Origin of the sequence: Streptomyces sp. NRRL F-2664 (assembly GCF_000719345.1) — a bacterium.
GTDB lineage: Bacteria > Actinomycetota > Actinomycetes > Streptomycetales > Streptomycetaceae > Streptomyces.
The window spans coordinates 86,446-111,598 of record NZ_JOFX01000018.1 but is presented as its reverse complement, the minus strand read 5'-3'; the positions used below and the strand labels follow the sequence as shown (position 1 = coordinate 111,598).

Genomic DNA, 25,153 nt, shown 5'->3' with positions numbered 1-25,153 from the left:
CAGCCGTACCGGGAATTCGCCTTGCGACGAGACGGAGTGCTCATGGCCACCAGGAAGAACCTCACCGCCAACCGGGAATCCCTCGTCCACAAGGTCCGCTACGCGGCGCGCCGCCCGCACCGCATCGCCCCGTACCTCAAGCGCGCGGCGCGCGACCGCTGGCTGGCCTTCAAGCACCCCGACCACGTCAGCTACTACCGGGCCGTGATGGCCTCGGACACGCGCCGCAACCCCGAGGCCGCCGTCGGCAGCCAGACCCACGAACGCTGGCTCGCCCTCGGGAAGATGCAGTTCGACTACCTGCTCGACCACGGACTCAAGCCCGACGCCCGCATGCTCGACATCGGCTGCGGCAACCTCCGCGCCGGCTGGCGCTTCATCGACTACCTCGACGCCGGCCACTACTACGGCATCGACATCTCGCCCGACATCCTCATCGCTGCCAAGCAGACGCTGACCGACCGCGGGCTCCAGGCCAAGGTGCCGCACCTGACGATCACCAGGAACCTGACGCTGGACTTCCTGCCCGACGCCTACTTCGACGTCGTGCACGCCCACAGTGTCTTCTCGCACTCGCCCATCGAGGTCATCGACGAATGCCTCGCGCACGTCGGTCGCGTCCTCGCGCCGGGCGGCCACTTCGACTTCACCTTCGACCGCACCACCGGCACCGAACACCAGGTCCTGCGCGAGGACTTCTACTACCGCACGCAGACCCTCCTCGACCTCGCCGCCCGGCACGGCCTGGCCGCACGCTTCATGGAGGACTGGGAGGAGCTGGGCCACGGCCAGTCCAAGATCCGCGTCAGCGCCATCGGCGCCGACGTCTGACCCCGGGAGTCGGGAGCCGGGAGCCCTGCGCCCGCCGAGGCCCGAGCCGGCCGCCCGGGCGGCCGGTCAGGCGCGCCCGGCCGCACCGGTGTTCCGACGGTGCCACGCGCGCACCGCCACACCCGTGGCCGCGAGCAGCACCAGGCACGGCACGGCGTTCGCCTCGCCCACCACCCCGCAGAAGTGGCCCAGGACGAGGAACGGCACCACGGCCGACGCGAACCGCCCGGCCGTACCGGTCCCGGACAGCGCCGGCCGCCCCGCCAGGACCAGCAGCGCGGCGACCGGTACGGCGAACCGCCACAGCGGGAACATCGCCACCCCGTGCGCGTCCACCAGGGCGAGGATCGCCACCGCCGTCGGTGTCCAGACCAGCAGCGCCGCCAGCCCCGCCGTGCCGGCGATCCGGCGCGGCGGGCGCAGGTCCGCGGGACACAGCAGCGGCAGCGCCGCAATCACCAGGGGCGGCACCAGGTACGCCGCGTGCTCCAGCGGCATCTCCAGCGCCCCCGGCAGCGATGCGGTGAGCAGGCAGGCCGACGTGCCCACCACCCCGGCGAACGCACACCGCGCCCCGACGGCGTAGCGGCCGCCGAGCGCGAGGACGGCGCCGACGAGGGTCAGCACGTCGCAGGCGACCAGCGCGTGGCCGAGCGGCCCCTCGGCATCGGTCCGGCCGGTGGTGTAGGCCCGGTTGAGGGTCGAGGCGAGCAGGAACGCCGCGCGTGCGCCCGTCGCGGCCAGCAGGAACGGCGCAGCGGCTGCGAGGAGGTGCCCGCCCCGGTGCGCGGAGCCGATCCGCAACCGCAGGCGCACCGCGTGCGCCACGATGTCGCAGGCCTCGCGCAGCCTGGCGACCGGCCCGGCGCCTTCCGTCGCCTCCCGGTACGCCTCGGCCACCTCGTCGCCGAAGGCGCGGCGGTACTCCGCGGGGTACAGGCGCAGCAGGCGCAGGCTCACGCCGTGGCCGCCCTGCCGGAGACGCCCAGCCTGCGGGCGGCCTCGCGGGCGGTCGCCGCGATCCGCTCCGCCTCGGCGGCCAGGCTCTCCCGGCCCGCGGCGGTGAGGCCGTAGGTGCGCCGCAGTCGGCTGTCGACGATCTGCTCCTCGCGGATCTCGATCAGGCCTTGGCCCAGCAGCCGCTCCAACGCCCCGTACAGGGTGCCCGTGCGCATCTTGACCCGGCCGCCCGAGATCAGCTCGACCTCCCGGGCGATCGCGTACCCGTGTCGGGGCTCGTCCGCGAGCGCGGTCAGGAGGAGGAGGGTCGGTTCCTGCATGGCGCGATCACTCATGCCCGCATGGTAGGTCACCGACCGGCATATGTCGTCCGAGCGAGCCGCCGGGTGCCGTAGCGGCTCAGGAGACGGCGTACCACTGGCTGGCCCAGCCGGTGTTGATCGTGGCGGTGGACTGCTCGCCGAGGTTCACGGTGGCCGGCAGCGAGGTCTGGCCGGTCAGGATGCTGCTGTACCGCAGGTTCGGCGGGGTGAGCCCGGCGTTGACGGAGATGCCCGCGCCCGTGGACTTCAGGGTGAGGAGATTGGTGGCCCAGGTGCCGTTGAGCAGCAGCGCGATGAAGTAGGTTCCGGGCGCGGCCGTGAACGGCTTGGCCAGGGGCAGCGGCTTGGCGATGGCGTCCGTCATCAGCTGCGGCGAGATGTCGGCGGTGGACCCGACGAGCGTGCCCTTGGCGTCGTACACGCCGAGGTAGCAGTCGGCCAGCTGGGCGTTGGGGTCCAGGCCGGCCAGCCCCAACCAGATGTTGGACCAGGTGATCTGCTCGCGCAGCACGATCCGGACCAGCGTGATGCGGCCGCCGACCCCTGCCGAGGACTGGGCGGTGACGTGCCCGGCGTCGTTGGGGTCCCCGGTCCATGCCAGCAGGTTCTGGTCCTGCGGCCGAGGGCCCTCGAACCCGGAGCCGCCACCCGGACCGGCCGGGGCGGGCGCCGACGCGGTCGGGCCCGATGCCCCCGGCCGGCCCCTGTCCGGAGCCGTGCTGCAGCCCGCCAGGGCGAGCACCACGGCGAGTGCGGTGACGAGGCCGGTCGTGGCGGTGGTGGTACGGGTGCGCATGGTCCCCCCATGAGGTGCTGGTTGTGCCGACGACATGATCACACGCCTGTCCACCCCGGGCACGTGCGAGGGGGAGCCGCCGACGACGCGGTCCAACACGTCCTTCGGCGTGCCCAGGAGGACGACACGCCCGCCCGGATTGCATGAACATGCGAGAGGCTGCATACTCTTCCTATGTCTAAGGTCCTCACCTCCCTTCCCACCGGCGAGCGCGTCGGCATCGCCTTCTCCGGCGGACTCGACACCTCCGTCGCGGTCGCGTGGATGCGCGACAAGGGCGCCGTCCCGTGCACCTACACCGCCGACATCGGTCAGTACGACGAGCCCGACATCGCGTCGGTGCCCGCCCGTGCCTCGGCGTACGGTGCCGAGATCGCCCGCCTGGTCGACTGCCGCGCCGCGCTGGTCGAGGAGGGGCTGGCCGCGCTCACGTGCGGTGCCTTCCACATCCGCTCCGGCGGCCGGGCCTACTTCAACACCACGCCGCTCGGCCGCGCCGTCACCGGCACCCTGCTGGTCCGCGCGATGCTGGAGGACGACGTCCAGATCTGGGGCGACGGCTCGACCTTCAAGGGCAACGACATCGAGCGGTTCTACCGCTACGGCCTGCTGGCCAACCCGCACCTGCGCATCTACAAGCCCTGGCTCGACGCGGACTTCGTCACCGAGCTCGGCGGCCGCAAGGAAATGTCGGAGTGGCTGCTCGCCCACGGCCTCCCCTACCGCGACAGCACCGAGAAGGCCTACTCCACGGACGCCAACATCTGGGGCGCCACGCACGAGGCCAAGACCCTGGAGCACCTCGACACGGGCGTGGAGACCGTCGAGCCGATCATGGGTGTGCGGTTCTGGGACCCCGCGGTGGAGATCGCCGCCGAGGACGTCACCATCGGCTTCGACCAGGGCCGCCCGGTGACCATCAACGGCAAGGAGTTCGCCTCCGCCGTCGACCTGGTGATGGAGGCCAACTCCATCGGCGGCCGGCACGGCCTCGGCATGTCCGACCAGATCGAGAACCGGATCATCGAGGCCAAGAGCCGCGGCATCTACGAAGCCCCCGGCATGGCGCTGCTGCACGCGGCCTACGAGCGCCTCGTCAACGCCATCCACAACGAGGACACCCTCGCCCAGTACCACAACGAGGGCCGGCGCCTCGGCCGCCTCATGTACGAGGGCCGGTGGCTGGACCCGCAGGCGCTGATGATCCGCGAGTCCCTCCAGCGCTGGGTCGGCGCGGCCGTCACGGGCGAGGTCACGCTGCGGCTGCGGCGCGGCGAGGACTACTCGATCATGGACACCACGGGCCCGGCGTTCAGCTACCACCCGGACAAGCTCTCCATGGAGCGCACCGAGGACTCGGCCTTCGGCCCGGTGGACCGGATCGGCCAGCTCACCATGCGCAACCTCGACATCGCCGACTCGCGGGCGAAGCTGGAGCAGTACGCGGCCCTCGGCATCGTCGGCAACACCCACGAGACGCTCATCGGCGCCGCCCAGGCAGCCTCGACGGGCCTGATCGGCGCCATGCCGGAAGGCGGCGCCGAGGTCATCGCCTCCCGCGGCCGGGCCGAGGGCGACGACGAGCAGATGCTCGACCGGGCCGCGATGGAGTTCGGTACCGACTGACGCCGGCCCTGCCCCGGCGGCGGGCGGCGCACCCGGACCACGGGCCGCGCCGCCCGCCGCCGTACGTCCGGGACCGGTCACGCAGCTGCGGCCGCGGGGCGGCAGGGCGCCGGCTCCCGCGGCGGGCGGTCAGCGTTCGCTCAGGTCGGACGGGGCCTCCTGGACGACCCATCCGTTGCCGTCCGGGTCGGTGAAGGTGAGGAAGGAGTTCCAGGTGCCGCCCTTGCCCTCCTCCCATCCCGATGCGCCGACGTGGCGGACCGGGGAGACGGGCACGCCGCGCTCGGCCAGGGTGGCGTGAGCGGCCTCGATGTCGGTCACGCAGATCTGCAGTCCGTGCAGGGTGCCCGGGGCCATCACCTGGGCGCCGGGCGGCGTGGGCATCCCCTGGAGCAGCGCCACGGAGCACCGGGAGCCCGGTGGGGTCAGCTGGATGATGCGTACTCCGGGGGCGACCTCGTCGTCCAGATCGACGTCGAAGCCGATCTTCCCGGCGTAGAACTCCTTCGCGCGGTCCAGGTCGGTGACGGGGACGGGGACGACTTCGATGGTCCAGTTCACGGGTGTCTCCCGGAGACGTCGGGGTGGGGTGGCGCCTGTGGCGGGTCCACGGTCGCCCATGCCGTCCGGTCGTGCACGTCGAAACGCCCGCCGGGGCCTGACCGGGTCGTTCTGCGAACGGCTGTTCGGGCGGGCGGCCGTGAGGTCGTGCGGTCGGTGAGGTGGGGGGCAGGGCGGTCTCGGGCACGCCGTGGCGAGCACCCCCGTGGTTCGCCACGGCGTGTGCGAGGCCGCCCTGGTGCGGTGCGGTGCGGTGAAGTCAGTCGGTGGGGGAGCCGGGTGACTGCGGGGTGCCGGTGGGGTGGAATCGGGCGATCCGGTTCACGGGGACGATGGTGGGGAGGAGGAAGTTCCACAGGTCCGTGACGCGGGTGTGGAGGTCCTGGCGGCGGGTGCGGACGTGCGAGGTGACCTGGATACCCGTGAACGCTCCGACGAGGAGGGCCGAGAGGGCGTCGACGTCCAGCGCGGCGTGGAGGTCACCGCTCTGCTGGGCCGGTTTCAGGCAGCTGCGGCAGGTGTCGATCCAGGTGTCGTAGGGCGTGGGGTCGGGGTGGGTGAAGGAGCCGAACTCGACCACCAGTCGGATGCCCGCGCGGACACGGACGTCGGTGCGCAGGCCGTGGGCCATCCGGTGGGTGAGGTCGATGACGGTCTGCAGTCCCGGGTCCCCGGTCGTCGGAACCTGCTCGGCGATGTGGAACTGCTCGTCCATCAGCGTGCGGGCGAGTGCTTGCTTGGACGGGAAGTGGAAGTAGAGGGCTCCCTTGGTGACTCCGGCGTGCTTGACGACATCGCTCAGGCTCGTTCCCTCGTAGCCGTTGTCGTCGAACGCGACGGCCGCGCCGTCGAGGATGGCCTGGCGGGTGATCTCGGCCCGTTCCTGTCTGGCCCTCGCCACGTGGTCGTCCTCCCGGGTGCCTGTCGGCGCGGTCTCTGGTGCGGTGTGCCCGTCAATGTAATCGGGTGACCTGAAAGAAAACCAGTCGGCAAGTACGGTCTTATGAAAAGCGCGAGGTGTTCGTGCTGCTCTGGGCTCTTTGTGCCGTCTCCCTGGCCGGGCGGGCCGGTGCGCAACCCCAACGGACGTAGGGTGCGGTGGAGTTGACGAAGTCGTTCCCGCAGGCCGCGTCAGGGCTCGATGAGGCCTGCGCGGATGGCGTAGCGGGTGAGGTCCAGACGGTCGCGCAGGCCCAACTTCTGGAGCAGGTTCGCGCGGTGGCGTTCGACCGTTTTGGCGCTGATCACGAGCAGGTCGCCGATCTCTTTGGAGGTGTGACCCTCGGCGACGAGTTTGAGGATCTCCTCCTCGCGTTCCGTGATGGGCCGCGCCGGCAGGTCGCGACCGGTGCGGGCGCGGTCCAGATAGGTCCGGATCAGGGTGGTCTCGGCGCCGGGGTAGATGAACGGCTCGTCGCGCAGGGCCGCCCGGCAGGCTTCGACGAGATCGCGGTCGGCGACGGACTTCGGGACGTAGCCGCTGGCGCCGGCCCTGAGGGCCTCGAAGAAGTACTGCTCGTTGTCGTACATGGTCAGCATCAGGATGCGCAGGCCGGGCCGCAGCCGGGAGAGTTCGCGTGCGGCCTGCAGACCCGTCTGACGGGGCATCGCGATGTCGAGGACGGCGAGGTCCAGGCCGGCGTCCTCCCGGGCGCGCAGGACGGCGTCCGCGCCGTCGTCGGCCTCGGCGACCACCGCCAGGTCCGGTTCGGCGTCCAGGATGAGCCGTACGCCGCTGCGCACGAGGGCGTGGTCGTCGGCGAGCAGGATGCGGGCCGGTGCGGTCATGGGCGGGGTCCCCCGTGGTGTTCTGCAGTGACGTTCAGGCGTACGTCGGTGCCGCCGCACGGCGCGTCGCCCACGAGCAGCTCGGCACCGACCAGCAGGACGCGTTCGCGCATGCCCCGGATCCCGGCACCCTCCGGGGCGCCGCCGAGGCCGCGGCCGTCGTCGCGGACGAGCAGCGCCGTGCCGCCGCCCGGCAACGGACGCAGGTGCACCTCCACCCGGCCGGCCCCCGAGTGCCGGGCGGCGTTGGTCAGCCCCTCCTGCGCGACCCGGTACAGCACCAGCTCCGTAGCCGCGTCCAGGCCCGGCAGCCCGGGCGTGATGTGGGCGCTGACGCTCAGCCGGGAGGTGGTGAACTCCGCGGCCAGCGAACGCAGGGCACTGTGCAGCCCCAGTTCCTCCAGGACCCCCGGGCGCAGCCGGCGGGCGATCCGCCGGATCTCGTCGAGGCTGGCCCGGGTCGTCTCCTGCGCCTGGTGCAGGTCCCCGCGCACCGGCTCCGGGATCCGGTCGGCGGCGTGCTTGATCTGGAGCAGGACCGCGGTCAGGGTCTGCCCCACCTCGTCGTGCAGTTCCTGCGCGATGCGGTGACGCTCCTCCTCCAGGGCGGACAGGACCCGCCCGCTGCTGGTGGCCCGTTCCGCTTCGAGCCGGTCCAGCATCGTGTTGAACGTCCCCGTCAGCTCGGCGATCTCCCCCTGGCCGGTGACCTGCGGCCGGACACCCGGCTTGAGGAGGTCGACCGTCGCCATCGCCCGGCTCAGCCGCCCCAGCGGGGCCAGCCCGATCCGCAGCAGCACCGCGTTCAGCACGAGCATCGCGGCGAGTCCGCAGACCAGCACGATCGCCTCGCCGAACAGCACCGGTGTCGAGACGGTGACCGGTCCGAACAGCAGGAGCACCGCGACCACGAGCACGGCGGCGTTCAGCAGGAAGATCCGCCAGTACAGCGACATGGCCACGCCCCTTTCCGGCCGGGTCCCCCGGCCCCCGTCCCTTCCCGTCCATCGTCCCCGACGTCACCCGACCGCACCGCCCCGGCATGCTCCGACCTGCGGCGCGACCCACTTCCCCGCACCCACCCCACCAGCCGGGGCGAAGCCTGTCCATCCGTGCCGACACCCATATTCCGGTCACGGCAAACATGGCAGCATGGGCCCTGCCGCGCCGGTTCCGCCTGCCTGGATCCGCCGCGTGCCGCACCACCGTCACAAGGCTCACGACACGAGGGGGATGGCCTGTGCCTGCTCCACGGATGCGTACGACGCCGCTGCCCGGCATCGGCGTCCAGTACGACCTCACCACCCGCGAACACCGCAACCTGTCGGTCATCGCACACCGGGACGGCACCCGCACGGTCAGCCTGTACCGCGCGGACGATCCCGACGCCTGCGCCGAATCGCTGCACCTGACGGGAGCCGAGACGGCCTCGCTGATCGACGCCCTGATGCCGGCCCACCACAGCCCCAGCATCCTGCACACCACCGACCTGGGCCTGGTGGCCGAACGCGTCGAGCTCTCCGCACACTCGCACTGGAACGGCCGCCTGCTCGGCGAGACCAGGATGCGCACCGAGACGGGCGTCTCGATCGTCGCGGTACTGCGCCGGGCCGAGGCCCGCCCCTCCCCGGCCCCCGACTTCCGCCTCGCGGGCGGGGACACCCTGATCCTGATCGGCACCCGCGAAGGCGTGGACGCCGCCGCCGGGATACTCGGGCGGGAGTGATCGCGTGCATTCTGCCGTCTTCCTCATCGAGTTCGGAGCGATCATCCTCGGACTGGGCCTGCTCGGCCGGGTCGCGGGCCGCCTGAAGTTCTCGCCCATCCCGCTCTACCTGCTCGCCGGCCTCGCCTTCGGCACCGGAGGCCTCCTCCCGCTGGGCGCCAGCGAGGAGTTCGTCGCCATCGGCGCCGAGATCGGCGTCATCCTGCTGCTGCTGATGCTGGGTCTGGAGTACACCGCCAGCGACCTCGTCTCCAACCTCAAGACGCAGTACCCGGCCGGGATCGTCGACTTCACCCTCAACGCCCTGCCCGGCGCCGCCGCGGCCCTGCTGCTGGGGTGGGGACCCGTCGCCGCCGTCGTCCTCGCCGGCGTCACCTGGATCTCCTCCTCCGGCGTCATCGCCAAGGTGATGGGCGACCTCGGCCGGCTCGGCAACCGCGAGACCCCGGTCATCCTGAGCATCCTGGTCCTCGAAGACCTCGCCATGGCCGTCTACCTGCCGATCATCACCGCGCTGCTCGCCGGAGTGAGCCTCGCGGCGGGCAGCCTCACCCTCGCCATCGCCCTCGGCGTCGCGGGTGCGGTCCTGTTCGTCGCCGTCCGATACGGCCGGCTCATCTCCCGCTTCGTCTCCAGCGACGACCCGGAGAAGCTGCTGCTCGTGGTCCTCGGCCTGACGCTGCTGGTCGCGGGCATCGCCCAACAGCTCCAGGTCTCCGCGGCGGTCGGGGCGTTCCTGGTCGGCATCGCCCTGTCCGGCGAGGTCGCCGAGGGCACCCACACGCTGCTCAGCCCGCTGCGTGACCTGTTCGCCGCCGTGTTCTTCGTCTTCTTCGGCCTGCACACCGACCCGGCGAGCATCCCGCCCGTCCTGCTGCCGGCTCTCGGACTCGCCCTGATCACCACCGCTACGAAGATCGCCACCGGCTACTGGGCGGCCCGGCGGGCGGGCATCGGAGTCAAGGGCCGCTGGCGGGCGGGCGGCACCCTCGTGGCCCGCGGCGAGTTCTCCATCGTCATCGCCGGCCTCGCCGTCACCGCCGGCATCGAACCGGCGCTGGGTCCCCTCGCCACCGCCTACGTCCTCATCCTCGTCGTCATCGGCCCGCTCACCGCCCGCTACACCCAGCCCCTCGCGGCCTGGTTCACCGAGCGGCGCCGCACCGGCGGCCCCACCGCCGGCCCGGTACCGGACACCTCCGCAGCCCTCCCCGAACCGGCCTCCAGGGAGCGCTAGCCCGTCCTCCGTGCCGCACCGTCCCGCCTGCTGTGCGGCGGCCGTCCGCCCGGGCCCGTTCCTTCTCGGCGATCCGAACGGGAACGGCGCGCCCGTGTCACAGGAGCCGTCGCGGCAGCCGCTCGTGCTCCCTGCCGGCCGCGCCGCAGCGGATCACCGCCACCGCGGCGGCGATGAGGCCGGCCGCCAGGAGCAGGCCGTGCGGCAGCACGGCGCCGGCGACGGCCGCAGCGAACGCGGCGGTCAGCGCGAGCGCCAGGACGGCGCCCGGCCGGCCGGGCCGCTCCCTGCCCGGGGCGCGCCCCCCACGGGGCCGGCCGGCGGCGGGGGACTCCTCCAAGCCCACCCTCGTCCGCGACGCCGGCCCCGCACATCGGGGACGGCACCCCTCTTCGGAACCCGGTGTCACGACCGGCCCGCCGGCGCCGCTCGCGGCGGTTCGGCGCAGCGCAGGCGATCCCCGGTCACCGGGGCGCCGTCGGCGACGTTGCGGTCGTAGGTGACGGTCCTGACCGGCACCGGCTGCGTACCGACGACCACGTCGAAGAGCGCGTCGTGTCCCGGAACGGCTTCGAGCCGCGCTCCGGGCAGGGCGGCCGCGAGGGTCGCCGCGTGCTCCTCCTGCCCCGGGGCGTACCGGATGACCGGCGGACCCGAGGGCCGTACGAGCGGCGCGGACGCGGACGTGTCGGTGACGACGAAGCCGTTGCGGCGCAGGGCTTCGGCGACGGTGGCATCGTCCACGCGGACCAGGACGGACGCCGGATTGGTCGGTGCCGGGGTCTGCGCCACGGGCTGGATCCGGGGGTCCCCGGTGATCGGCCGGGCCGCGCCCAGGGCCTCCCACAGCGCGGCGGACCGCGCTTCGTCCCACACGAGGGTGGAGCCCACGCCCGGTACGCGGTGGTCGAAGAGCCGGATCGGTACGGTGGCGAACTCGGTCCGGTCCGCGCGCAGCCGGCCGAGCGTCCAGCCGATGCGGATGAGGTCGCTCGGCCCGGTTCCCGCGTCGGTGCGTACGGTCTTCAGCAGGGTGTGCACGGTCCGCGCCGTCCGCAGCGGGCTCGCCAGGGCGCCCTCGGCGGTGAGCCGGGCCAGCAGGTCGTTGAGCACGCGCTGCTGGCGGCGGACGCGGCCCAGGTCGCCGGGCCGGAGGTTGACGTGCCGGGCGCGGACGTAGCGCAGGGTCCGGTTGCCGTCGGTGTGGTGGCGGCCGGCTGCGATGTCCAGGCCGGAGTTCTCGTCCTTGAGCGGTCGGTCCGTGCACACGGTCGCGCCGCCGAGGTTGTCGACGGTCTTCTCGAAGCCGGTGAAACCGGTCTCCAGGTAGTGGTCGACGCGCAGGCCGGTGGCCTTCTCGACGGTGGCGACCGTGAGCGGGCCGCCGCCGAGGGCGAAGGCGCCGTTGATCTTGCCGCTGCGGGCGGGGACGGCGGTGCCGGCAGGGCCGGCGTACTCGACGTAGGAGTCCCGGGGGATGGAGACGACGCTCGCCCGGCGCCCGTCCTGGGAGAGGTGCACCAGCATCATGACGTCGGTGCAGTTGCACCCTTTCCCGCCCACGTGGAGCCGGTTCTTCTCGGCGGCCGAGAGCCCCGCGCGGCTGTCGATGCCCACGATGAGGATGTTCGTGCCCCGCCCGCCGGGTGCGGGCGGCGTCTGCGCCGACACGGCCCGGGGAGCCACGAGGGTGCCGCAGGAGAGGGCTGTCACGCAGGTGAGAGCAACGGCGAGTCGGCGCAAGACATCCCCCAAAAAGGAAGAAAGTATTCAAAGGTGACTTTAAGGTCCACCGTGGAGGGGGTGTCCGTGTACACGCCGGTGTCACCCGCGCGGCGGCCCCGGGCGGCCGCGCGGGGCGTACCGGGCCGCTGCGGCCCGGCGTTCCGTCCTCATGCGCCGTTGGCGGAGAAGTGCTGGTAGTCAGGGTTGGCCCAGCGGCCGCCCCACTGCCAGCCCGCCTCGCGGAAGGCCGTGGAGACGGCGTCGTCCGGGTGGATCTGTCCCGGACGGACGGGAGAGCGCCGCAGGTGGCCGCGGCCGTTCGCCGGGTGGACGACCCCGTGGACGTCGACGTACGGATTCTCGACGGGGTTGATGTCGACTGCGTCGCCCCAGGCGTGCCGGGACAGGCGCCGGGGGTCACCGGTGACCGGGCGGCAGTTGAAGGCCGAGGTGTTGTCGTCGGCCATGGCCTCCGCGTCGTCGCGGTACTCGGCCATCACGCGCATCCGGCGGATCGGGAACCGCGCCTCGAAGGCACGCCGGAAGACCTGGAGGAGGGGGCGGACGGCGTCCTGGTGGACCACCATCTCGCCGCTGTGGGCCCGGCCGTCGAACCCCCAGTGACTCATCCGGATCAGTCTGAGCCGCTCCGGCGGGACCGGGCAGCCCGCCCGGTAGGACGCGCCCAGCTTGTCCTGCGGCACCGGCGCGACCCGCGCGGAGAACCGCGCCGGCGGGTCGGGCGGCCCGGCCGGCGCACGCGACGGGGCGGCCTGCGTGGAGCAGGCGAGTGCGGCCGCGCACAGGGCCGCCGTCACGGCCGCGGCCGCGGAGATGTGGCGCACGCCCCACACGCTACGGTGGCCGCCGCGGCAGGGCATGCCGGGCGCGGCCGGGCGGGAGCGGGACGGTCCGCCCGGCCGGCAGGACTCGCCGGGGCGATCGTGTCTTCTAGCAGGCGGGCCCGCACTCCGTGGCGCCGCCGGCGACCGCCGTGCACAGGGAGCCCTCCACCTTGCCCAGCAGGCGGCCCAGCTCGGCGCGTTCGGCCTTGTCCAGGCCTTCCAGGGTCTGGCGCTCCAGCTCGCCCCACGCCGCCCGGACCTGCACGAGCAGCCCGCAGCTCGCCTCCGTCGCCTCCACCAGGGAGGCCCGCCGGTCGGCGGGATCGGGGCGGCGCCGTACGTGGCCGGACTGTTCGAGGCGCTGCAGCATCTTGGTCACCGTGGACGGGTCGAGCCCCACCGCCTTGATGAGCTCCGACTGGCGCACAGCGCCGTTGTCCCACAGGTGCATCATCAGGAACTCCTGACCCGGGTGGAGCCCGAGTTCCCGCAGGAGGCGGCCCGCGACGATCCGGTGCAACCGGGCGACCCGGCTGATCGCATGGCTGACCGGCCCGTCCAGTACGGCGCCGGGCACCGCGGGGCACTGCGCCGGCCCGCGCGTGTCGGGGGCGGTTTCCGCGGTCATGGCTCGCTCCTCCTGGATCGCATCGTCGGACCGCCGGATGCGGCAGGCCCGGTTGTCCGGCGGGGCGCCGGTGCCGCCCGGGCCGTCCTGATCGGGCGATCTCCGTCGATCCTACCCGCTCCCATCTTTTACCTTGGCCGGCCAATTAATGGAGTACGCTGCTTCCCGAAGCCATCCATTGGCCGACCAACTATTTCTGTGAGGCAGCTATGACCACCGCTTTCGACCAGGTCGACCTGGCCGGCGTCGCGCTCTCCAACCGGATCGTCCTGGCCCCGATGACCCGCAGCCGCGCCGGTGCGGGCGGTGTCGCCACCCCGCTCGTGGCCGAGTACTACACCCAGCGGGCCTCCGCAGGCCTGATCGTCAGCGAGGGCGTCCAGCCCTCGGTCGTCGGACAGGGGTATCCCTTCACCCCCGGTCTGCACAGCGCGGAGCAGGTCGCGGCCTGGCGCGAGGTCACCGACTCGGTCCACGCCGCCGGCGGGCGGATCTTCGCCCAGCTGATGCACTCCGGCCGCATCGGCCACCCGTCGCTGCTCCCCGACGGACTCGTCCCGGTGGCCCCCTCGGCAGTGGCCGCCCGGGGGCAGCTGTTCACCGGCGAGGGCATGAAGGACTTCGTCACGCCCCACGAGCTCACCGGCGACGAGGTGCTGGCCACCATCGCCGACTTCGCCGAAGCCGCACGCAACGCCGTCGAGGCGGGCTTCGACGGCGTCGAACTGCACGGCGCCAACGGCTACTTGATCCACCAGTTCCTGGCCCCCGGCTCCAACCTGCGCACCGATGAGTGGGGCGGCCCGGCCGAGCACCGCATCCGCTTCGCGGTCGAGGTGGTCAAGGCGGTCGCCGCCGCGATCGGCGCCGGGCGCACCGCCCTGCGCGTCTCGCCGGGGAACCCGTACAACGACATCTCGGAGCCCGACGCTCAGCCCGTCTACGAAGCCCTGGTCAAGGAGATCGACGGCCTGGGGCTCGCGTACCTGCACGTGTTGGAGTACGCCCCCGAGGCGCGTGAGACCACCCTGGCCCTGCGCAAGCAGTTCTCCGGACTGCTCGTGCTGAACCCGGCCACCGACGGCCCCACCGACCACCGGGCCCTCACACTCGTCGAGGACGGCACCGCCGACCTCCTCGCCTTCGGCGCCCTGTTCCTCGCCAACCCCGACCTGCCGGACCGCCTGCGCACCGAGGGCCCGTACAACACCCCGGACCCGGCCACCTTCTTCGGGGGCGACGCCCGCGGCTACACGGACTATCCGACCCGCTGAGCAGGGGCACCTCCGGCGACCATCCCCCGCCCAGGCCCGGGGCGGCTGCAATCCCGGGCCGAGGACTCACAGGAGACGTTCGCCGGCGTGGCCGTCGGAGCGCGGCCCTCCGTCATGGAGCGCTGTCGCCGCGTTCGTGCTCCAGACGCAGCAGGTCCGACAGGTCCGCCAGTCGTTCGAGCCCCCGGACCGGCTGGGCGGTCCGCGCGTTGTGCAGCAGCCGCTCCCGGTGCCGGTGCAGGAAGGACCAGTACCCGGTGGTGTAGGGGCAGGCGTCCGCCCCGCTGCGGGAGCCGGGACGGTAGCGGCACGGTCCGCACAGGTCGCTCATGCGGTCGATGTAGGCGCCGCCCGAGGTGTACGGCTTGGTCGTCGTCCGGCCGCCGTCCGCGTACTGCGACATGCCGACGACGTTGGGCAGCATCACCCAGTCGTACCCGTCGACGAACGAGCGGTGGAACCAGTCGGTGAGCGCGGCCGGGTCCCAGCCCCGCTGGAGCGCATAGCTTCCCAGCACCATCAGCCGCGGGATGTGATGGGTCCACCCGGTGTCCCGGACCTGGCGGAGGACGGTCGAAAGGCACCGGGCCGTCACGGCGTCCGCGTCGAGCGAAGCCCACCACGCCGGCAGCGGACGGGTGTGCCCGAGGGCGTTGGACGTCCGGTACTCCTCCCCGAAGTGCCAGTAGAGATGCCAGACGTACTCCCGCCAGCCGGCGATCTGCCGGATGAAGCCCTCGGCGGAGTTCAGAGGCACGTCCCCGGCCCGCCAGGCTGCCTCGGCACGCTCCACGCACTCGGCCGGATCCAGCAGACCGAGGTTGAGCGACGAGGACAGCAGACTGTGGCTCAGCACCGGGTCGGCGGCGAGCATGGCGTCCTCGTGCGCCCCGAACCCGGCCAGCCGGTGGTCGACGAAGCGCCGCAGCGCGGTCAGCGCCTCCCGCCGGCTGGCCGGGAAGAGCCGGGGGCCGTCCCGGCCCACGAAGGACACCGTGCCGGACCGCTCCCAGCGGTCCAGGTCCTCCCGGACTCCGGCATCGATGTCGTCCTCGCGTGGCCGGTACGGCGCGGGCGCGTCGAGGGTCCGCGCTCCCCGCGGCGGGGGCCGGCGGTTGTCGTGGTCGAGGTTCCACCGCCCGCCGGCCGGGTCATCGCCCTCCATCAGCAGGTCCCGCGTCCGCCGCACGTGGTGGTAGAAGTTCTCCAGTCGCAGCCCGCCCTCGGGATGCCCGGCCGCCCACTGCGCGAACTGCGCCTGGGTCAGCAGGAAGCCGCGGGCCGGCAGGACGGTCACGTTGTCGAGCGAGTCCACCAGGGCCGCCGCCGCCCGGGAGGTCGGATGGTGCACCGTCACCGCTGAGCTGCCCACCGCCCGGCGCAGGCCCTCGCGGTAGGTGTCGGCCTTGACGTGGACGACACGGTCGCCCAGCTCCGCGGCACGATGGCGCATCGCCGAAAGCAGCAGGTGCGCCTTGGCCCGGTGGAAGCGGCGCCGGCGGAAGACGGCCTTCGATTCGATCATCACGAGCGGGGCGTCGCGGGGGACACCGCCCTCACCCGGGGTGACGAAGGCGGGGCCCAACTGGTCGCCGAAGAGCCAGTGCGCGCGGGTCATGGCGCCGTCCTATTCACGGGGGGTGCGGTTGCCTACCCGTACTTCCCGGGATGCTGCGGTTTCGGACGCATCCGTGCGGTGCCGCATCCGTCCGGCCCCCTCGGCCCGAAGGAAGAGCGGACAGGCGTCCGCGTGCGGCGGACACCGCGTGCCCGAAGGAGGCTCGATGGGAGGACGCGTACGGTGGCGGGTGGCACCCGACGCGGGGCGTCCGGACGGACGCTCCTGCAGCCATCTCGACCTGCTGGATCACCCGCAGCCGCAGCCGCCGAAGCAGCCGCAGCCCGGCGCCCCGCCGCCCGCCTGCCCGGGCTGCCTGTCGCACGGATGGCCGTGGGTACGGCTGCGCCGATGCGTCACCTGCGGGTACGTCGGATGCTGCGACAGTTCCCGGGGCCGACACTCTCACCGCCACCACGAGGAGAGCGGGCACCCCGTCGCCGTGTCGCTCGCCCCGGACGAGGACTGGGCCTGGTGCTTCCCCGACGAGGTCTTCCTCGTCCGCGACGCAGGCGACGCGGACGACCCGGGCGACGCGGTTCAGCGCGGGCCCGCCCAACGGACCACGACCGCACGGGAGGTCCGATGAACGCGGACGACACGCCCACGCACACGTACGCACATACGCCCCGGACGGAATCCGTGTGGGACTATCCGCGCCCGCCCCGCATCGAGCCCGACGCACGACGCGTGGTCGTGCGGCACGGGGGCGTGGTCCTCGCCGACTCCCGCCACTGCCTGCGCGTACTGGAGACCAGCCACCCGCCGGTCTTCTACCTGCCGCGGGACGACGTGCGGGTGGAACTGCTGCGCACCTCCGCGCACCGCAGCGTGTGCGAGTGGAAGGGAACGGCCACCTACTGGGACCTCGGCCCCGGGCCGGGCCGCCCGCCGGTGCCCGACATCGCGTGGAGCTACGAGTTCCCGCTCCCCGGCTACGCGCCGATCGCCGGCCACCTCGCCTTCCACGCCGACCGCGTGGAGGCGTGCACGGTGGACGGCGAACCCGTGCGGGCCCAGCCGGGCGGCTTCTACGGCGGGTGGATCACGGACGAGATCACCGGCCCCTTCAAGGGCGGACCCGGGAGCCTGGGCTGGTGAATGCCGGCACCGGAGCCCGCGGGCGGGCCGCAGGGCCCCGGACCGCCCGCGGGGCCGGCAGCGCAGCACCCCTACCGGCGGGCGTCCACGACCGCCAGAAGCTTGCCGCTGGTCGGGCTGCGGTCCAGCGACGCCCCGTCGACGGCCTCGACCACCAGGTCCAGCAGCCGTTCCGACACCGCAGATCGCAGCTCCGGGTAGCCGGCGAGGAAGACCTCCCGGAGCCGCGCCGGATCCGTCGTCCGCCGGCGTTCCACCCGGACGGTCAGCCGCTCCCGCGCGCCGGTGGCGTCGAGCCGGACCTGCAGCTCGCCGCCGTGCCCGCCGGGCTCCGCGGCCAGGTCGAGGAACCGCCGCTGGTTCAGGAAGTACGTCGCCACCCGCATCACGTCCCCCGTGCGGCCCAGCAGTTCGAAACGGGGCGCGTGCCGGCCGCACGGACAGCGGCCCGGGACCTCCCGGCCCAGGTCGCCGATCACGTACCGGCCCAGGTCCTGGCCGCGCCGGGCGTGCGTGGTGAAGACCAGCCGGCCCGTCTCGCCCGGCGCCACCGGCCGGTCCTCAATCACGTCCAGGACCTCCATCGTGTGCAGGTCGGCGTGCAGGTGGTGGACGCCGCCGGAGCTCTCGGTGCACTGGTAGCCCAGCGGCCCGAGGTCGGTGCTGCCGTAGGTGATCGACCGGATCACCTCGATGCCGAAGGCGTCCTTCAGGGTCCGCTGCTGCTCCGCGGAGAAGTGCTCGCCACCGTAGAAGACCTTGCGCAGGCCGCCGTACGTACGGAGTGCGTCCGCCTCCGCGTGCAGCAGCTGCCACAGGTAGGAGGGCATGCCGAACAGGGTGTCGGCCCCGTGCTCGATGATCGCCTGCGCCGTCGCCCGGTGGTCGGGGCCGGCCGACAGCGGCAGCTGCACCCCGCCGAGCCGCTCCAGGACGGAGAAGAAGCTGATGAAGCTGCCGTACATGGCGCCGCAGTAGAAGAGGTTCGCGGTGCGGTCGCCGACCGGGTCGTATCCGGCCGCGAGCAGGCCCCGGGCGGCGGCGTGCATCTGCGTGTCGTAGTCGTCGTAGCTGAAGACCGACAGCGCGGGCGTCCCGGTGCTGCCGCCACTGCGGAAGTACAGCTCCGCATCGGCACGCGCCAGCCGCCTGCCCGGCTGCTGCACGTCCTCCTTGCCCACCAGCGGGCCCGCGGCCGGCGGCAGGACGACCGGCCCGGCCAGGTCGTCCAGGCACGCGGTGGTGGCGAACAGCGCCGGATCGGCCTGGACCGCGACGCGCCGGCTGTAGCGCTGGAGGGCGTACACGCCGTCGTGCGGCTCGCCCGCATAGCTCTCCAGCATGGCCCCGACGGGCGTCACCCGGGTGACGCCGGCGGCCAGCGCGGTGCGGGACAGCTCGGCGATGTCGCTCCGGCTGCCCGCGAGTCCCGCGGTCTGCAGGTAGCGGCGCATCGGGCGCAGCGTGGTGATCATCAGCTTGCGGGGCAGCGGCTTGACCCAGACGCTGCGGTGCAGCGGTGAGGCGGTGAGCGGCGACCGCGTGTCGGCCATGACCCGCCAGGCGCCGTCGGGCGCGGCGAACACCCGGGTGAGACCGAGGTGCTCCTCCAGCCGCGCCACCAGCTCGGTGGTGGTCAGCTCGGCCTCCTGCGCGGGGTCCGGCCCCGCCGGGGATGCGGCGCCCACCGCCGGCGGGCGGGCCGCGAGCACGCCGGCGAACCGCTCGGCGAACGCGAACACCTCGCCCTCGTCCTCGGTGTCGAGGTACACCACCTGGGGGCTGGAGCAGGCCTGCTGTTCGTGCAGGCACACGTCGTCCGCGAGCGCCCCCAGCGTCACGGCGTCCGACCAGGCGTCACTGGTCAGGTAGGCGAAGGAGATCCGGTGCCCCCACTCCACCAGCCGGCAGCCCGCCGGCACATGCGCCGCGACGCCCTCGACGGCGCCCTCACCGCCCCACACGGCGACGGCGTCCGCAGGCGCGCACATCAGGCGCAGCCACTCCTGTCGGGACGACGGGAACCGCAGCACCACGATCCGTGCGGCCAGCGCACCGCTGGGGTCCAGGGCCGCCAGCTCGGCCATGAGGTGCTGGGTGAACAGGGTGTCGGCGCTGCTGGTCTTCAGTACGTTGACGTTGCCTGCGAGCAGGCCCTCGACGATGCTCAGCGGTGCCACCGTCGCCGCATTGCCCGGGGCGATGTGGGCGACCATGCCGACCGGCGCCCACGCCTCGTACACCGTCTCGCGCGGATCGGCCCGGCCCAGCCGGCCCGGGGCCGTGCCGCCCAGCTCCCGGCGCAGCTTGCGGGTCAGTGCCCGCCGGTCCAGGAGCGCGCCGAGCTCGGCGAGCACCGCCGGGTCCTCGCCCTCCGGCAGGTGGGCGGCGAGGCGGCCGTGCACGGGGTGCGCCGGGTCGCCCAGCGCGCCGGCGAGGGCGTCGCAGGCGGCCAGGACGGTCTCTGTCTCCAGGGCCGTCGCCAGCGCCGCCTCGACGGCGGCCGGCAGCTGCGCGAGACGCCGTCCGGCCTCCTCGTCGCCGACGAAGGAACCCTGCCAGTAGTGGTGGTGCACGCTCACGGTCACGCCCTTCCCTTCATCAGTTCTGCCGCGGCCACGGCGCAGCTCCGGTTGCGGCTCACCCCGGCCCGGCCGTGGACGGTGAACCAGGGGGTCTCCAGCTCGCACCCGCAGGCGCCGCCCGGCCGGAGGGACGCGAGGTCGCCCATGACCACGCTCTGCGCCGGCACCGAGGTGATGTACGGCGACACCAGGTGCAGGTAGCCGCGCTCCCCGTACGGCAGCGGCTCCAGGGTCCGCGTGGAGCGGATCGTCACCCGTGACCAGACGGGGGCGTGCAGCCGGTGGTGGTCGCACTCGATGTACGGGATGCAGTGCTCCACCGACCCGAAGGTGTCCCGGATCCGCTCACCGGGGATGCCGAGCTGCTCGGTGACACGTGCGTACAGCTCCTCCTTCTCGACGCGCCGGTCGGCGTGGCCCTTCCAGCCGCCGCCGAGGACGACGAGCGAACCCTCGGGCAGCCGCAACGGAGCCAGCCCCATGGCCCGCATCCGCTCCAGGGTGAAGAAGAGGAAGGCGGGGAAGCCGAGGATGCGGACCGGGGCGTCCTCCCGCTCGAAGCGGCGCAGTGCGGCGATGCAGCCGAAGGGGTCGAACTCGTGCTCGCCGCCGGTGTGGCGCAGCGCGTACTCGACGCTGCGCGCCGGGGCGAAGTCGCACAGGTAGTTGTCGGTGAAGGCGGTTCCCAGGTTCAGCGACGGAGCCGGTTCGTAGCTGTAGAGGAGGTAGTTGACCTCCTGGTCCGGGGTGATCCAGCCGTTGCGCTCGAAGATCCGGGCGACCATGCGCTGGGCGGAGCGGATGGTCCAGTGGTCGAAGAACATCTGCGACTTCTGGCCCGTGGTGCCGGAGGAGGTCAGGTGCAGCTCGACGTCCTCGCGCGGGACGGACAGCACCTCGTGGCGCTTGAAGAAGTTCGCGTGGACGAGCGGCGCACGGTACGGCTCCGCCGGAGCCGTGGCCTCGTACAGGGAACGGAAGAAGGGGGAGCGCTCGGCGTGCCAGGCGTTGGTCTCCGCCATGGCGGCGGCGAACAGCTCGTCCGCGGCGGGTCCGTGGGCGTAGGGGTCGGTCAGGTCGCACAGCTGTTGTACGTGCGGCAGCAGGGCCGGATCGGGTACGGCGACCGGCGCGAGATGGGGGTTCATGCGGTTCATGGGGCAACCTCGGATGGTGTGGGCAGGTGCGCCGACGCCCAGGCCGACGCGTAGCAGTCCAGGTACGGCTGGAGGGGCGGTTCGACGGCGACGCCGCGGAAGTCGATCCGCTCGCCGGAGCGGGACAGGACGGCGTAGTCGTGGAAGCCGTCTGCGTCCGCGCGCATCGCCGGGTAGACGGCTCCGGCGACGAACCCGTGGGCCAGGAAGGCGGCGAGGGCCTCCTCGTGGGCGAGCGGCACCAGCGCCTCCACGTAGCCGGCGCCCGCACGGGCCAAGGCCCGGGTGACCGGCTCCAGGTGGGCGGCCGCGGCCGCCGGGTCGGGGTGGGCGGTCAGGAGGGAGCAGTAGCCACCGGTGCGGTTGAGGTAGGCGTACACCTCGAACCGGCCGTCTTCCGGAGTGAGCAGGACGTTCGGGGTGTGCAGCGGGTAGAACCAGCCCTCCCCGCCGGGGAAGCGCTCGCGGAATCGGCGGCGTACGAACGCGGGGGCCTCGATCAACTCCAGCCGTTCGGCGGCGCCGTGCGCAGCGGGCGCCGGGAGCGGACCCGACGCGGCCCGCACCTGCGCGTAGTCGATGCCGAGGGCTTCCCCGGCCGTGCGGAGCAACGGCAGCAGCACGGCCGGCACCTCGGTGACGGGCACCCGGCGGTCGAGCACACCGGGTGAATGGCGCGCGTACAGGGCGAGGCTCTCCCGGCTGCGGAGGTCCACCGCGTTGGGGAGGATCCCGAGCGGACGGAAGCCGTTGCGCGCGACGACCCGCTGCGGACCGGAGCCGACGGTGCGCACGGTCGCGTACACCGAGTCCAGCCGGCCCGTGCCGAGCATCTCCGCGCACAGCGCCCCGGTCAGGGCGGCGGCCAGGCCGGCCGAGCGGTGCTCGGGGTGCACGGCGATGCCCTCCAGCCGGGCGATCCGGCTGCCCGCCTCACCGCGGACGGCGGCGGACGCGGCCAGGGCCCCGGTGACGGGGCAGCGGGCGACGAGCCACAGGGAGTGCGGGTCCGCCATGAGGCGGGCCATCTCGGCCGGGTCCGTGCCGAGGGCGACGGGGTAGTGCGGACCGTACACGGCGTAGTAGAGCTGGCGCAGTTCGGCGATGTCGGCGCGAGCGGCCGGGGTGACGACGGCGTTCACCGGGCGACTCCCAGGGTGTGCGGTGCGGCCGGGGGCGCCTCTTCGGGCGTACGGGAGCCGAGCAGGGCCAGCGCGCAGGCGGCGGGCACCAGTCCGATGCCCTGGACCAGGCACAGCGTCTGCGGGGAGAGGAAGTCCCCCGCGGAGCCGAAGAGCAGGGACGCCACCGGCAGGGAGGCGCCCAATACGGCCTGCATCACGGCGAAGAAACCGGGCCTGTCGGCGGTCGGCACCAGCCGTTGGAACAGCGCCACGAAGCGGACGCTGACGGCTCCGGCGCACCAGCCCGCCACCGCCAGACAGCAGGCGATGACCGCGCGGTGTGCGAACAGGCCGGGCAGGGCCAGCGCGAGCGCCATCAGGCCGAGGCACCAGGCACCGGCGACGGTGGGCCGCCCCGGCACCCGGGTGCCGGTGAAGGCGCCGACGAGGGCGCCCGCGCCGAGCGAGGCCTCCAGCAGGGCGACCGTGCCCCCGCCGCCCCCGAGGACGGAGCGGGTGTAGAGGGGGATGACGACGAACACGGCCGCCGTGAACAGGTTCGCCGCGGTGAAGCAGACCAGGATGCGGCGCACGTAGGGCAGTTCGCCGAGGATGCGGCGCAGCGGGCGCCGCCCGGCATGCAGCGGCTCGTCGGGGCCGTCCCGGTCGGCGGCGGCGGGGCCGGGGGCGCGGAAGCGGGCGCTCGCCACGAGGACGGCGGCGCCGGAGTAGGCGACCGCGCAGCCAAGGGCCAGCCCGGCCACCCCGGCCCGGTCGACCGCCAGGGCGCCGAGCAGCGCTCCGCCGAGACCCGCGAGGGACTGGGTGGACAGCTCGAAGCCCGTCGCCGTCTCGATGTCGGCGTCGTCGACGAGTGCGGGGACCGACGTGGTCAGACAGGGGTCGAAGAAGGCCTGGCAGGTGGCCAGGGCGAGAGCTGCGGAGTACACCCCGGCGAGCGGCGGTCCGCCCCCCTGGGCCCACACCGCGAGGACGCCCGCGGCGGCCGCGGCCAGGCCGGCCGCATTGCGCAGCACCGAACGGTGGGCGAACCGTCCCACGGCCTTCGCGACCACCGGAGCCAGCACCACGGCCGGCAGCGTGCAGGCGGCCATGAACAGGCCGGAGGCCAGCCCTCGGGCGTCGCGCACGGCGTAGGCGACGATCCACCAGGACACACCGACCTGGAACATGCGTACGGCGGCCTGCGTCAGCACCTGGCCCAGCCATACGGCGGCGAAGGCGCGGTTGCGCAGGACCAGAGGGGCCGAGGCTGCGGGGTCGGTCATGCCGTCGGCCTCTCGTCGAGGACACGGACGAGCTTGCCCGAGCGCGGGTTGACGGCGAGGTCGCGGTGGCGCGCCCACTCCACGGACACCGGGTGCACGAACCCGGCGCGCACGCTGTCGGGGTACAGCGGCCGCACGGTCTCCAGCTCGGCGACGACGGCCCGGGCGAGTTCCTCCCGCCGGTCCGGGGCCCGGTCGGCGCCGGGGGCCGTCGCCAGCCGCAGCACGAGCCCGTCGCGGCCCTCCCAGCGGCGTACGACGAGCTGCATCCCGACCACCTGCCCGGCGGTGTCCGCCGCGCTCACCGCGTCCTGGGCGTCCTGCGTGTAGAGGGAGACCGGGCCGACCCGTACGCCCTCCTCGGCGCGTCCGAGGATCCGGAAGTGCCCCGGCCCGGTGCCCGTCCACTCGGCCCGGTCGCCCGCGGGGTAGCGGATGATCGGCATCAGGCGCCGGAACAGGCTGGTGACCACGACCCGGCCGGGGCGGCCCGGTTCGGTGATCGGCTCGTCGGTGGAGTCGTCGAGGACCTCGACGACCGAGTACGGGGTGAAGGCCCGGTGCACCCGCGCGTCGGCACCGGGCACGGGGCGGCCGAGCAGTCCGGCGTCCACGCTGGCGTAGCCCACGGAACGGGCCTCGGCGCCGGGGAACGCCGTGGCCAGCAGACGCCGCTGGTCGTCGAAGAGCGCCTCCCCGCCGAACAGCAGCAGTTCGGCGGAGTCGAGCCGGGTGCCCGACGCGAGGAGCTGCTCGGCGAGCCGGCACAGGGTGGTGGGCGTGCCGGCGAGGACCTGGGCGGCGAGGTCGCGCAGCGTCGGGATCGTCGACTCCGGCGGCGCGCCGCCACCGATGGGCAGGCGGACGTTGTCCACGGGTGCGTGGGCGAGCGAGTCCAGGATGAAGAGGAAGCTGGCGTACAGCTCCCCGGCGTAGAACAGGTCGGCGACGCGGTGCCCGGGGCGCAGGCCGGTGTCCACGAGGCCCTGCCCGAAGGAGGTGACGAAGGTCCGCCACTCGTCCCGGGTGTAGACGGAGAACTTGGGGGACCCGGTGGTGCCGCCGGTCTTGTAGACCGTGGCCTCACTCAGCGGACCGGTCAGCACACGGCTGTCGTGCAGGGTGTTGGCCGCCCAGAACGCCGCCTGGTCGACCACCGGCAGGTCGGTGAGGCGGTCGGCGCTCGGCGGCAGGGACGCGTAGAGGTCCCGGTAGAAGGGCGAGTTGTGACGGGCGAAACGTATGAGGTCCGAGAGTTGCTGCGCGGACATGGGCCTTTGCCTAGGTGACGGAAGTGGGACGGGAGCCGCGGCGGGGCACGGCGGGTGCGAGGACCCGCCTGCCGCTTCTGCCGGTATGAACGGGGGACCCCCCGGCGCCCCCGCCTCCTCGACGCACGTCAAAAGCTGACGTGCAGTCATGATGATGAAACATCAGTGCGCAAGTCACCAAATTGAGCGAAGAATCCAGGCCAATGTGGCAACTTTCAACAATTCTTACGGTCGCCGCCGGGTGCGCGGGTGGCGCGCGGTGCTCCTGCCCCCTGTCCGCGGGCGCGGTGGAGGGGAGCGGGGGTGGTGATCAGCAGACTGGAGTCCTCGACCTACCGGACGGCGGATCTGCGCGGGGCGGCACCCCGGCTGCGGATCTCCGGCCGGAACACGCCTGCGTTCACCGCCCCGGCGGCCTGGCGGACCCCTTCCCGGGCTTCCCGTCCGTTGCGTGGGCCGCCTCTGGATGTCCGGAGTGCACGGCCCGTACGGTGACCCGGTCCCCGTCGACGCGGGTGCCGCGAACGGTGACGTGGACGTTGTCGGTGAGGGAGTCGGCGCGGGCCTTCCACCCGGCGATCTCCGCGCGCGTCCACGGAAGGTGGCGGCGACGGCCTCGTCGGTGCAGGTGCCGTCCGCGGTGAAGAGGGCGCCGAGGGCGCGGGGGTCGCTGCCGTTTCGGGCGCCG

24 protein-coding genes are annotated in these 25,153 nt (G+C 73.3%); 7 read left to right on the top strand and 17 right to left on the bottom strand.

Annotation, left to right across the window (positions count from 1 at the left end; genetic code table 11):
• The first annotated feature begins 42 nt into the window (after positions 1 to 42).
• Entirely contained in the window at positions 43 to 831 is a 789-nt protein-coding gene (locus tag IF89_RS0117760; protein ID WP_030768440.1) for a class I SAM-dependent methyltransferase, read from the top strand.
• Between the two features lie 66 nt (positions 832 to 897).
• Here the strand turns inward: IF89_RS0117760 and IF89_RS0117755 are convergent, their stop codons facing one another.
• The 3 genes from IF89_RS0117755 to IF89_RS0117745 form a co-directional block, all read right to left on the bottom strand.
• Positions 898 to 1,791: a hypothetical protein gene (locus IF89_RS0117755; RefSeq protein WP_051807186.1), complete on the bottom strand. Its 894-nt coding sequence runs from the start codon at positions 1,789 to 1,791 to the stop codon at positions 898 to 900.
• Positions 1,788 to 2,126 carry a PadR family transcriptional regulator gene (locus IF89_RS0117750; RefSeq protein WP_030768434.1) on the bottom strand — a complete coding sequence of 113 codons (339 nt, stop codon included), beginning with the start codon at positions 2,124 to 2,126 and terminating at the stop codon, positions 1,788 to 1,790. Before IF89_RS0117750 ends, IF89_RS0117755 begins: the two co-directional genes overlap by 4 nt.
• 64 nt (positions 2,127 to 2,190) lie before the next feature.
• The gene (locus IF89_RS0117745) at positions 2,191 to 2,910 is read right to left on the bottom strand and encodes a hypothetical protein (RefSeq protein ID WP_030768431.1); all 720 of its coding nucleotides are present in this window, start codon (positions 2,908 to 2,910) and stop codon (positions 2,191 to 2,193) included.
• 174 nt (positions 2,911 to 3,084) lie between these two features.
• Between IF89_RS0117745 and argG the strand changes: the two genes are divergently transcribed.
• Entirely contained in the window at positions 3,085 to 4,536 is a 1,452-nt protein-coding gene (gene argG / locus IF89_RS0117740) for an argininosuccinate synthase (protein ID WP_030768428.1), read from the top strand.
• 129 nt (positions 4,537 to 4,665) lie between these two features.
• Here argG and IF89_RS0117735 read toward each other — a convergent pair whose 3' ends face one another.
• The 4 genes from IF89_RS0117735 to IF89_RS0117720 form a co-directional block, all read right to left on the bottom strand.
• Positions 4,666 to 5,097 carry a VOC family protein gene (locus IF89_RS0117735; RefSeq protein ID WP_030768425.1) on the bottom strand — a complete coding sequence of 144 codons (432 nt, stop codon included), beginning with the start codon at positions 5,095 to 5,097 and terminating at the stop codon, positions 4,666 to 4,668.
• A gap of 259 nt (positions 5,098 to 5,356) precedes the next feature.
• Positions 5,357 to 5,998, bottom strand: coding sequence for a ScbR family autoregulator-binding transcription factor (locus tag IF89_RS0117730; protein ID WP_030768422.1), 642 nt, complete (start codon positions 5,996 to 5,998; stop codon positions 5,357 to 5,359).
• A gap of 230 nt (positions 5,999 to 6,228) precedes the next feature.
• Positions 6,229 to 6,885: a response regulator gene (locus IF89_RS0117725; protein ID WP_030768419.1), complete on the bottom strand. Its 657-nt coding sequence runs from the start codon at positions 6,883 to 6,885 to the stop codon at positions 6,229 to 6,231.
• Positions 6,882 to 7,841 carry a HAMP domain-containing sensor histidine kinase gene (locus IF89_RS0117720; protein ID WP_030768416.1) on the bottom strand — a complete coding sequence of 320 codons (960 nt, stop codon included), beginning with the start codon at positions 7,839 to 7,841 and terminating at the stop codon, positions 6,882 to 6,884. Before IF89_RS0117720 ends, IF89_RS0117725 begins: the two co-directional genes overlap by 4 nt.
• Positions 7,842 to 8,140: 299 nt before the next feature.
• On the opposite strand from IF89_RS0117720, the gene IF89_RS0117715 reads away from it, so the two are divergent.
• Both IF89_RS0117715 and IF89_RS0117710 read left to right on the top strand, forming a co-directional pair.
• The gene (locus tag IF89_RS0117715) at positions 8,141 to 8,611 is read left to right on the top strand and encodes a cation:proton antiporter regulatory subunit (RefSeq protein ID WP_030768413.1); all 471 of its coding nucleotides are present in this window, start codon (positions 8,141 to 8,143) and stop codon (positions 8,609 to 8,611) included.
• Between the two features lie 4 nt (positions 8,612 to 8,615).
• Positions 8,616 to 9,848 carry a cation:proton antiporter gene (locus IF89_RS0117710; RefSeq protein ID WP_043194063.1) on the top strand — a complete coding sequence of 411 codons (1,233 nt, stop codon included), beginning with the start codon at positions 8,616 to 8,618 and terminating at the stop codon, positions 9,846 to 9,848.
• 97 nt (positions 9,849 to 9,945) lie between these two features.
• Here the strand turns inward: IF89_RS0117710 and IF89_RS0117705 are convergent, their stop codons facing one another.
• The 4 genes from IF89_RS0117705 to IF89_RS0117690 form a co-directional block, all read right to left on the bottom strand.
• Complete coding sequence (locus tag IF89_RS0117705) at positions 9,946 to 10,188, bottom strand: hypothetical protein (RefSeq protein ID WP_030768407.1); 243 nt, start codon at positions 10,186 to 10,188, stop codon at positions 9,946 to 9,948.
• 65 nt (positions 10,189 to 10,253) lie between these two features.
• Positions 10,254 to 11,561 (bottom strand): LCP family protein, encoded by a 1,308-nt coding sequence (locus tag IF89_RS0117700; protein ID WP_051807185.1) that lies wholly within the window; start codon positions 11,559 to 11,561, stop codon positions 10,254 to 10,256.
• 179 nt (positions 11,562 to 11,740) lie between these two features.
• Positions 11,741 to 12,418, bottom strand: a complete 678-nt coding sequence (locus IF89_RS0117695) for a M15 family metallopeptidase (RefSeq protein WP_234327792.1) — start codon at positions 12,416 to 12,418, stop codon at positions 11,741 to 11,743.
• Positions 12,419 to 12,524: 106 nt separating this feature from the next.
• Positions 12,525 to 13,046, bottom strand: a complete 522-nt coding sequence (locus IF89_RS0117690) for a MarR family winged helix-turn-helix transcriptional regulator (protein ID WP_051807184.1) — start codon at positions 13,044 to 13,046, stop codon at positions 12,525 to 12,527.
• Positions 13,047 to 13,255: 209 nt separating this feature from the next.
• Between IF89_RS0117690 and IF89_RS0117685 the strand changes: the two genes are divergently transcribed.
• On the top strand, positions 13,256 to 14,320 hold the full coding sequence (locus tag IF89_RS0117685) for an alkene reductase (RefSeq protein WP_030768397.1): 1,065 nt from the start codon (positions 13,256 to 13,258) through the stop codon (positions 14,318 to 14,320).
• A gap of 112 nt (positions 14,321 to 14,432) precedes the next feature.
• Here IF89_RS0117685 and IF89_RS0117680 read toward each other — a convergent pair whose 3' ends face one another.
• Entirely contained in the window at positions 14,433 to 15,938 is a 1,506-nt protein-coding gene (locus IF89_RS0117680; protein WP_030768394.1) for a cryptochrome/photolyase family protein, read from the bottom strand.
• 166 nt (positions 15,939 to 16,104) lie between these two features.
• Between IF89_RS0117680 and IF89_RS41505 the strand changes: the two genes are divergently transcribed.
• Both IF89_RS41505 and IF89_RS0117670 read left to right on the top strand, forming a co-directional pair.
• Positions 16,105 to 16,527 carry a UBP-type zinc finger domain-containing protein gene (locus IF89_RS41505; RefSeq protein ID WP_078628364.1) on the top strand — a complete coding sequence of 141 codons (423 nt, stop codon included), beginning with the start codon at positions 16,105 to 16,107 and terminating at the stop codon, positions 16,525 to 16,527.
• Positions 16,524 to 17,039 carry a DUF427 domain-containing protein gene (locus IF89_RS0117670; RefSeq protein ID WP_051807183.1) on the top strand — a complete coding sequence of 172 codons (516 nt, stop codon included), beginning with the start codon at positions 16,524 to 16,526 and terminating at the stop codon, positions 17,037 to 17,039. Before IF89_RS41505 ends, IF89_RS0117670 begins: the two co-directional genes overlap by 4 nt.
• Before the next feature lie 71 nt (positions 17,040 to 17,110).
• On the opposite strand, the gene IF89_RS0117665 is transcribed toward IF89_RS0117670, so the two are convergent.
• The 5 genes from IF89_RS0117665 to IF89_RS0117645 are packed head-to-tail and all read right to left on the bottom strand — an operon-like array spanning position 17,111 to position 24,465.
• Positions 17,111 to 19,627, bottom strand: a complete 2,517-nt coding sequence (locus IF89_RS0117665) for an acyl-CoA reductase (RefSeq protein ID WP_234327791.1) — start codon at positions 19,625 to 19,627, stop codon at positions 17,111 to 17,113.
• Positions 19,624 to 20,772, bottom strand: coding sequence for an acyl-protein synthase (locus tag IF89_RS0117660; RefSeq protein WP_030768380.1), 1,149 nt, complete (start codon positions 20,770 to 20,772; stop codon positions 19,624 to 19,626). Before IF89_RS0117660 ends, IF89_RS0117665 begins: the two co-directional genes overlap by 4 nt.
• Positions 20,773 to 20,777: 5 nt before the next feature.
• The gene (locus IF89_RS0117655) at positions 20,778 to 21,923 is read right to left on the bottom strand and encodes a GNAT family N-acetyltransferase (protein ID WP_030768378.1); all 1,146 of its coding nucleotides are present in this window, start codon (positions 21,921 to 21,923) and stop codon (positions 20,778 to 20,780) included.
• Positions 21,920 to 23,194 carry an MFS transporter gene (locus IF89_RS0117650; RefSeq protein WP_051807181.1) on the bottom strand — a complete coding sequence of 425 codons (1,275 nt, stop codon included), beginning with the start codon at positions 23,192 to 23,194 and terminating at the stop codon, positions 21,920 to 21,922. Before IF89_RS0117650 ends, IF89_RS0117655 begins: the two co-directional genes overlap by 4 nt.
• The gene (locus IF89_RS0117645) at positions 23,191 to 24,465 is read right to left on the bottom strand and encodes a phenylacetate--CoA ligase family protein (RefSeq protein ID WP_030768375.1); all 1,275 of its coding nucleotides are present in this window, start codon (positions 24,463 to 24,465) and stop codon (positions 23,191 to 23,193) included. The genes IF89_RS0117650 and IF89_RS0117645 overlap by 4 nt, the downstream gene beginning before the upstream one ends.
• Positions 24,466 to 25,153 lie beyond the last annotated feature (688 nt).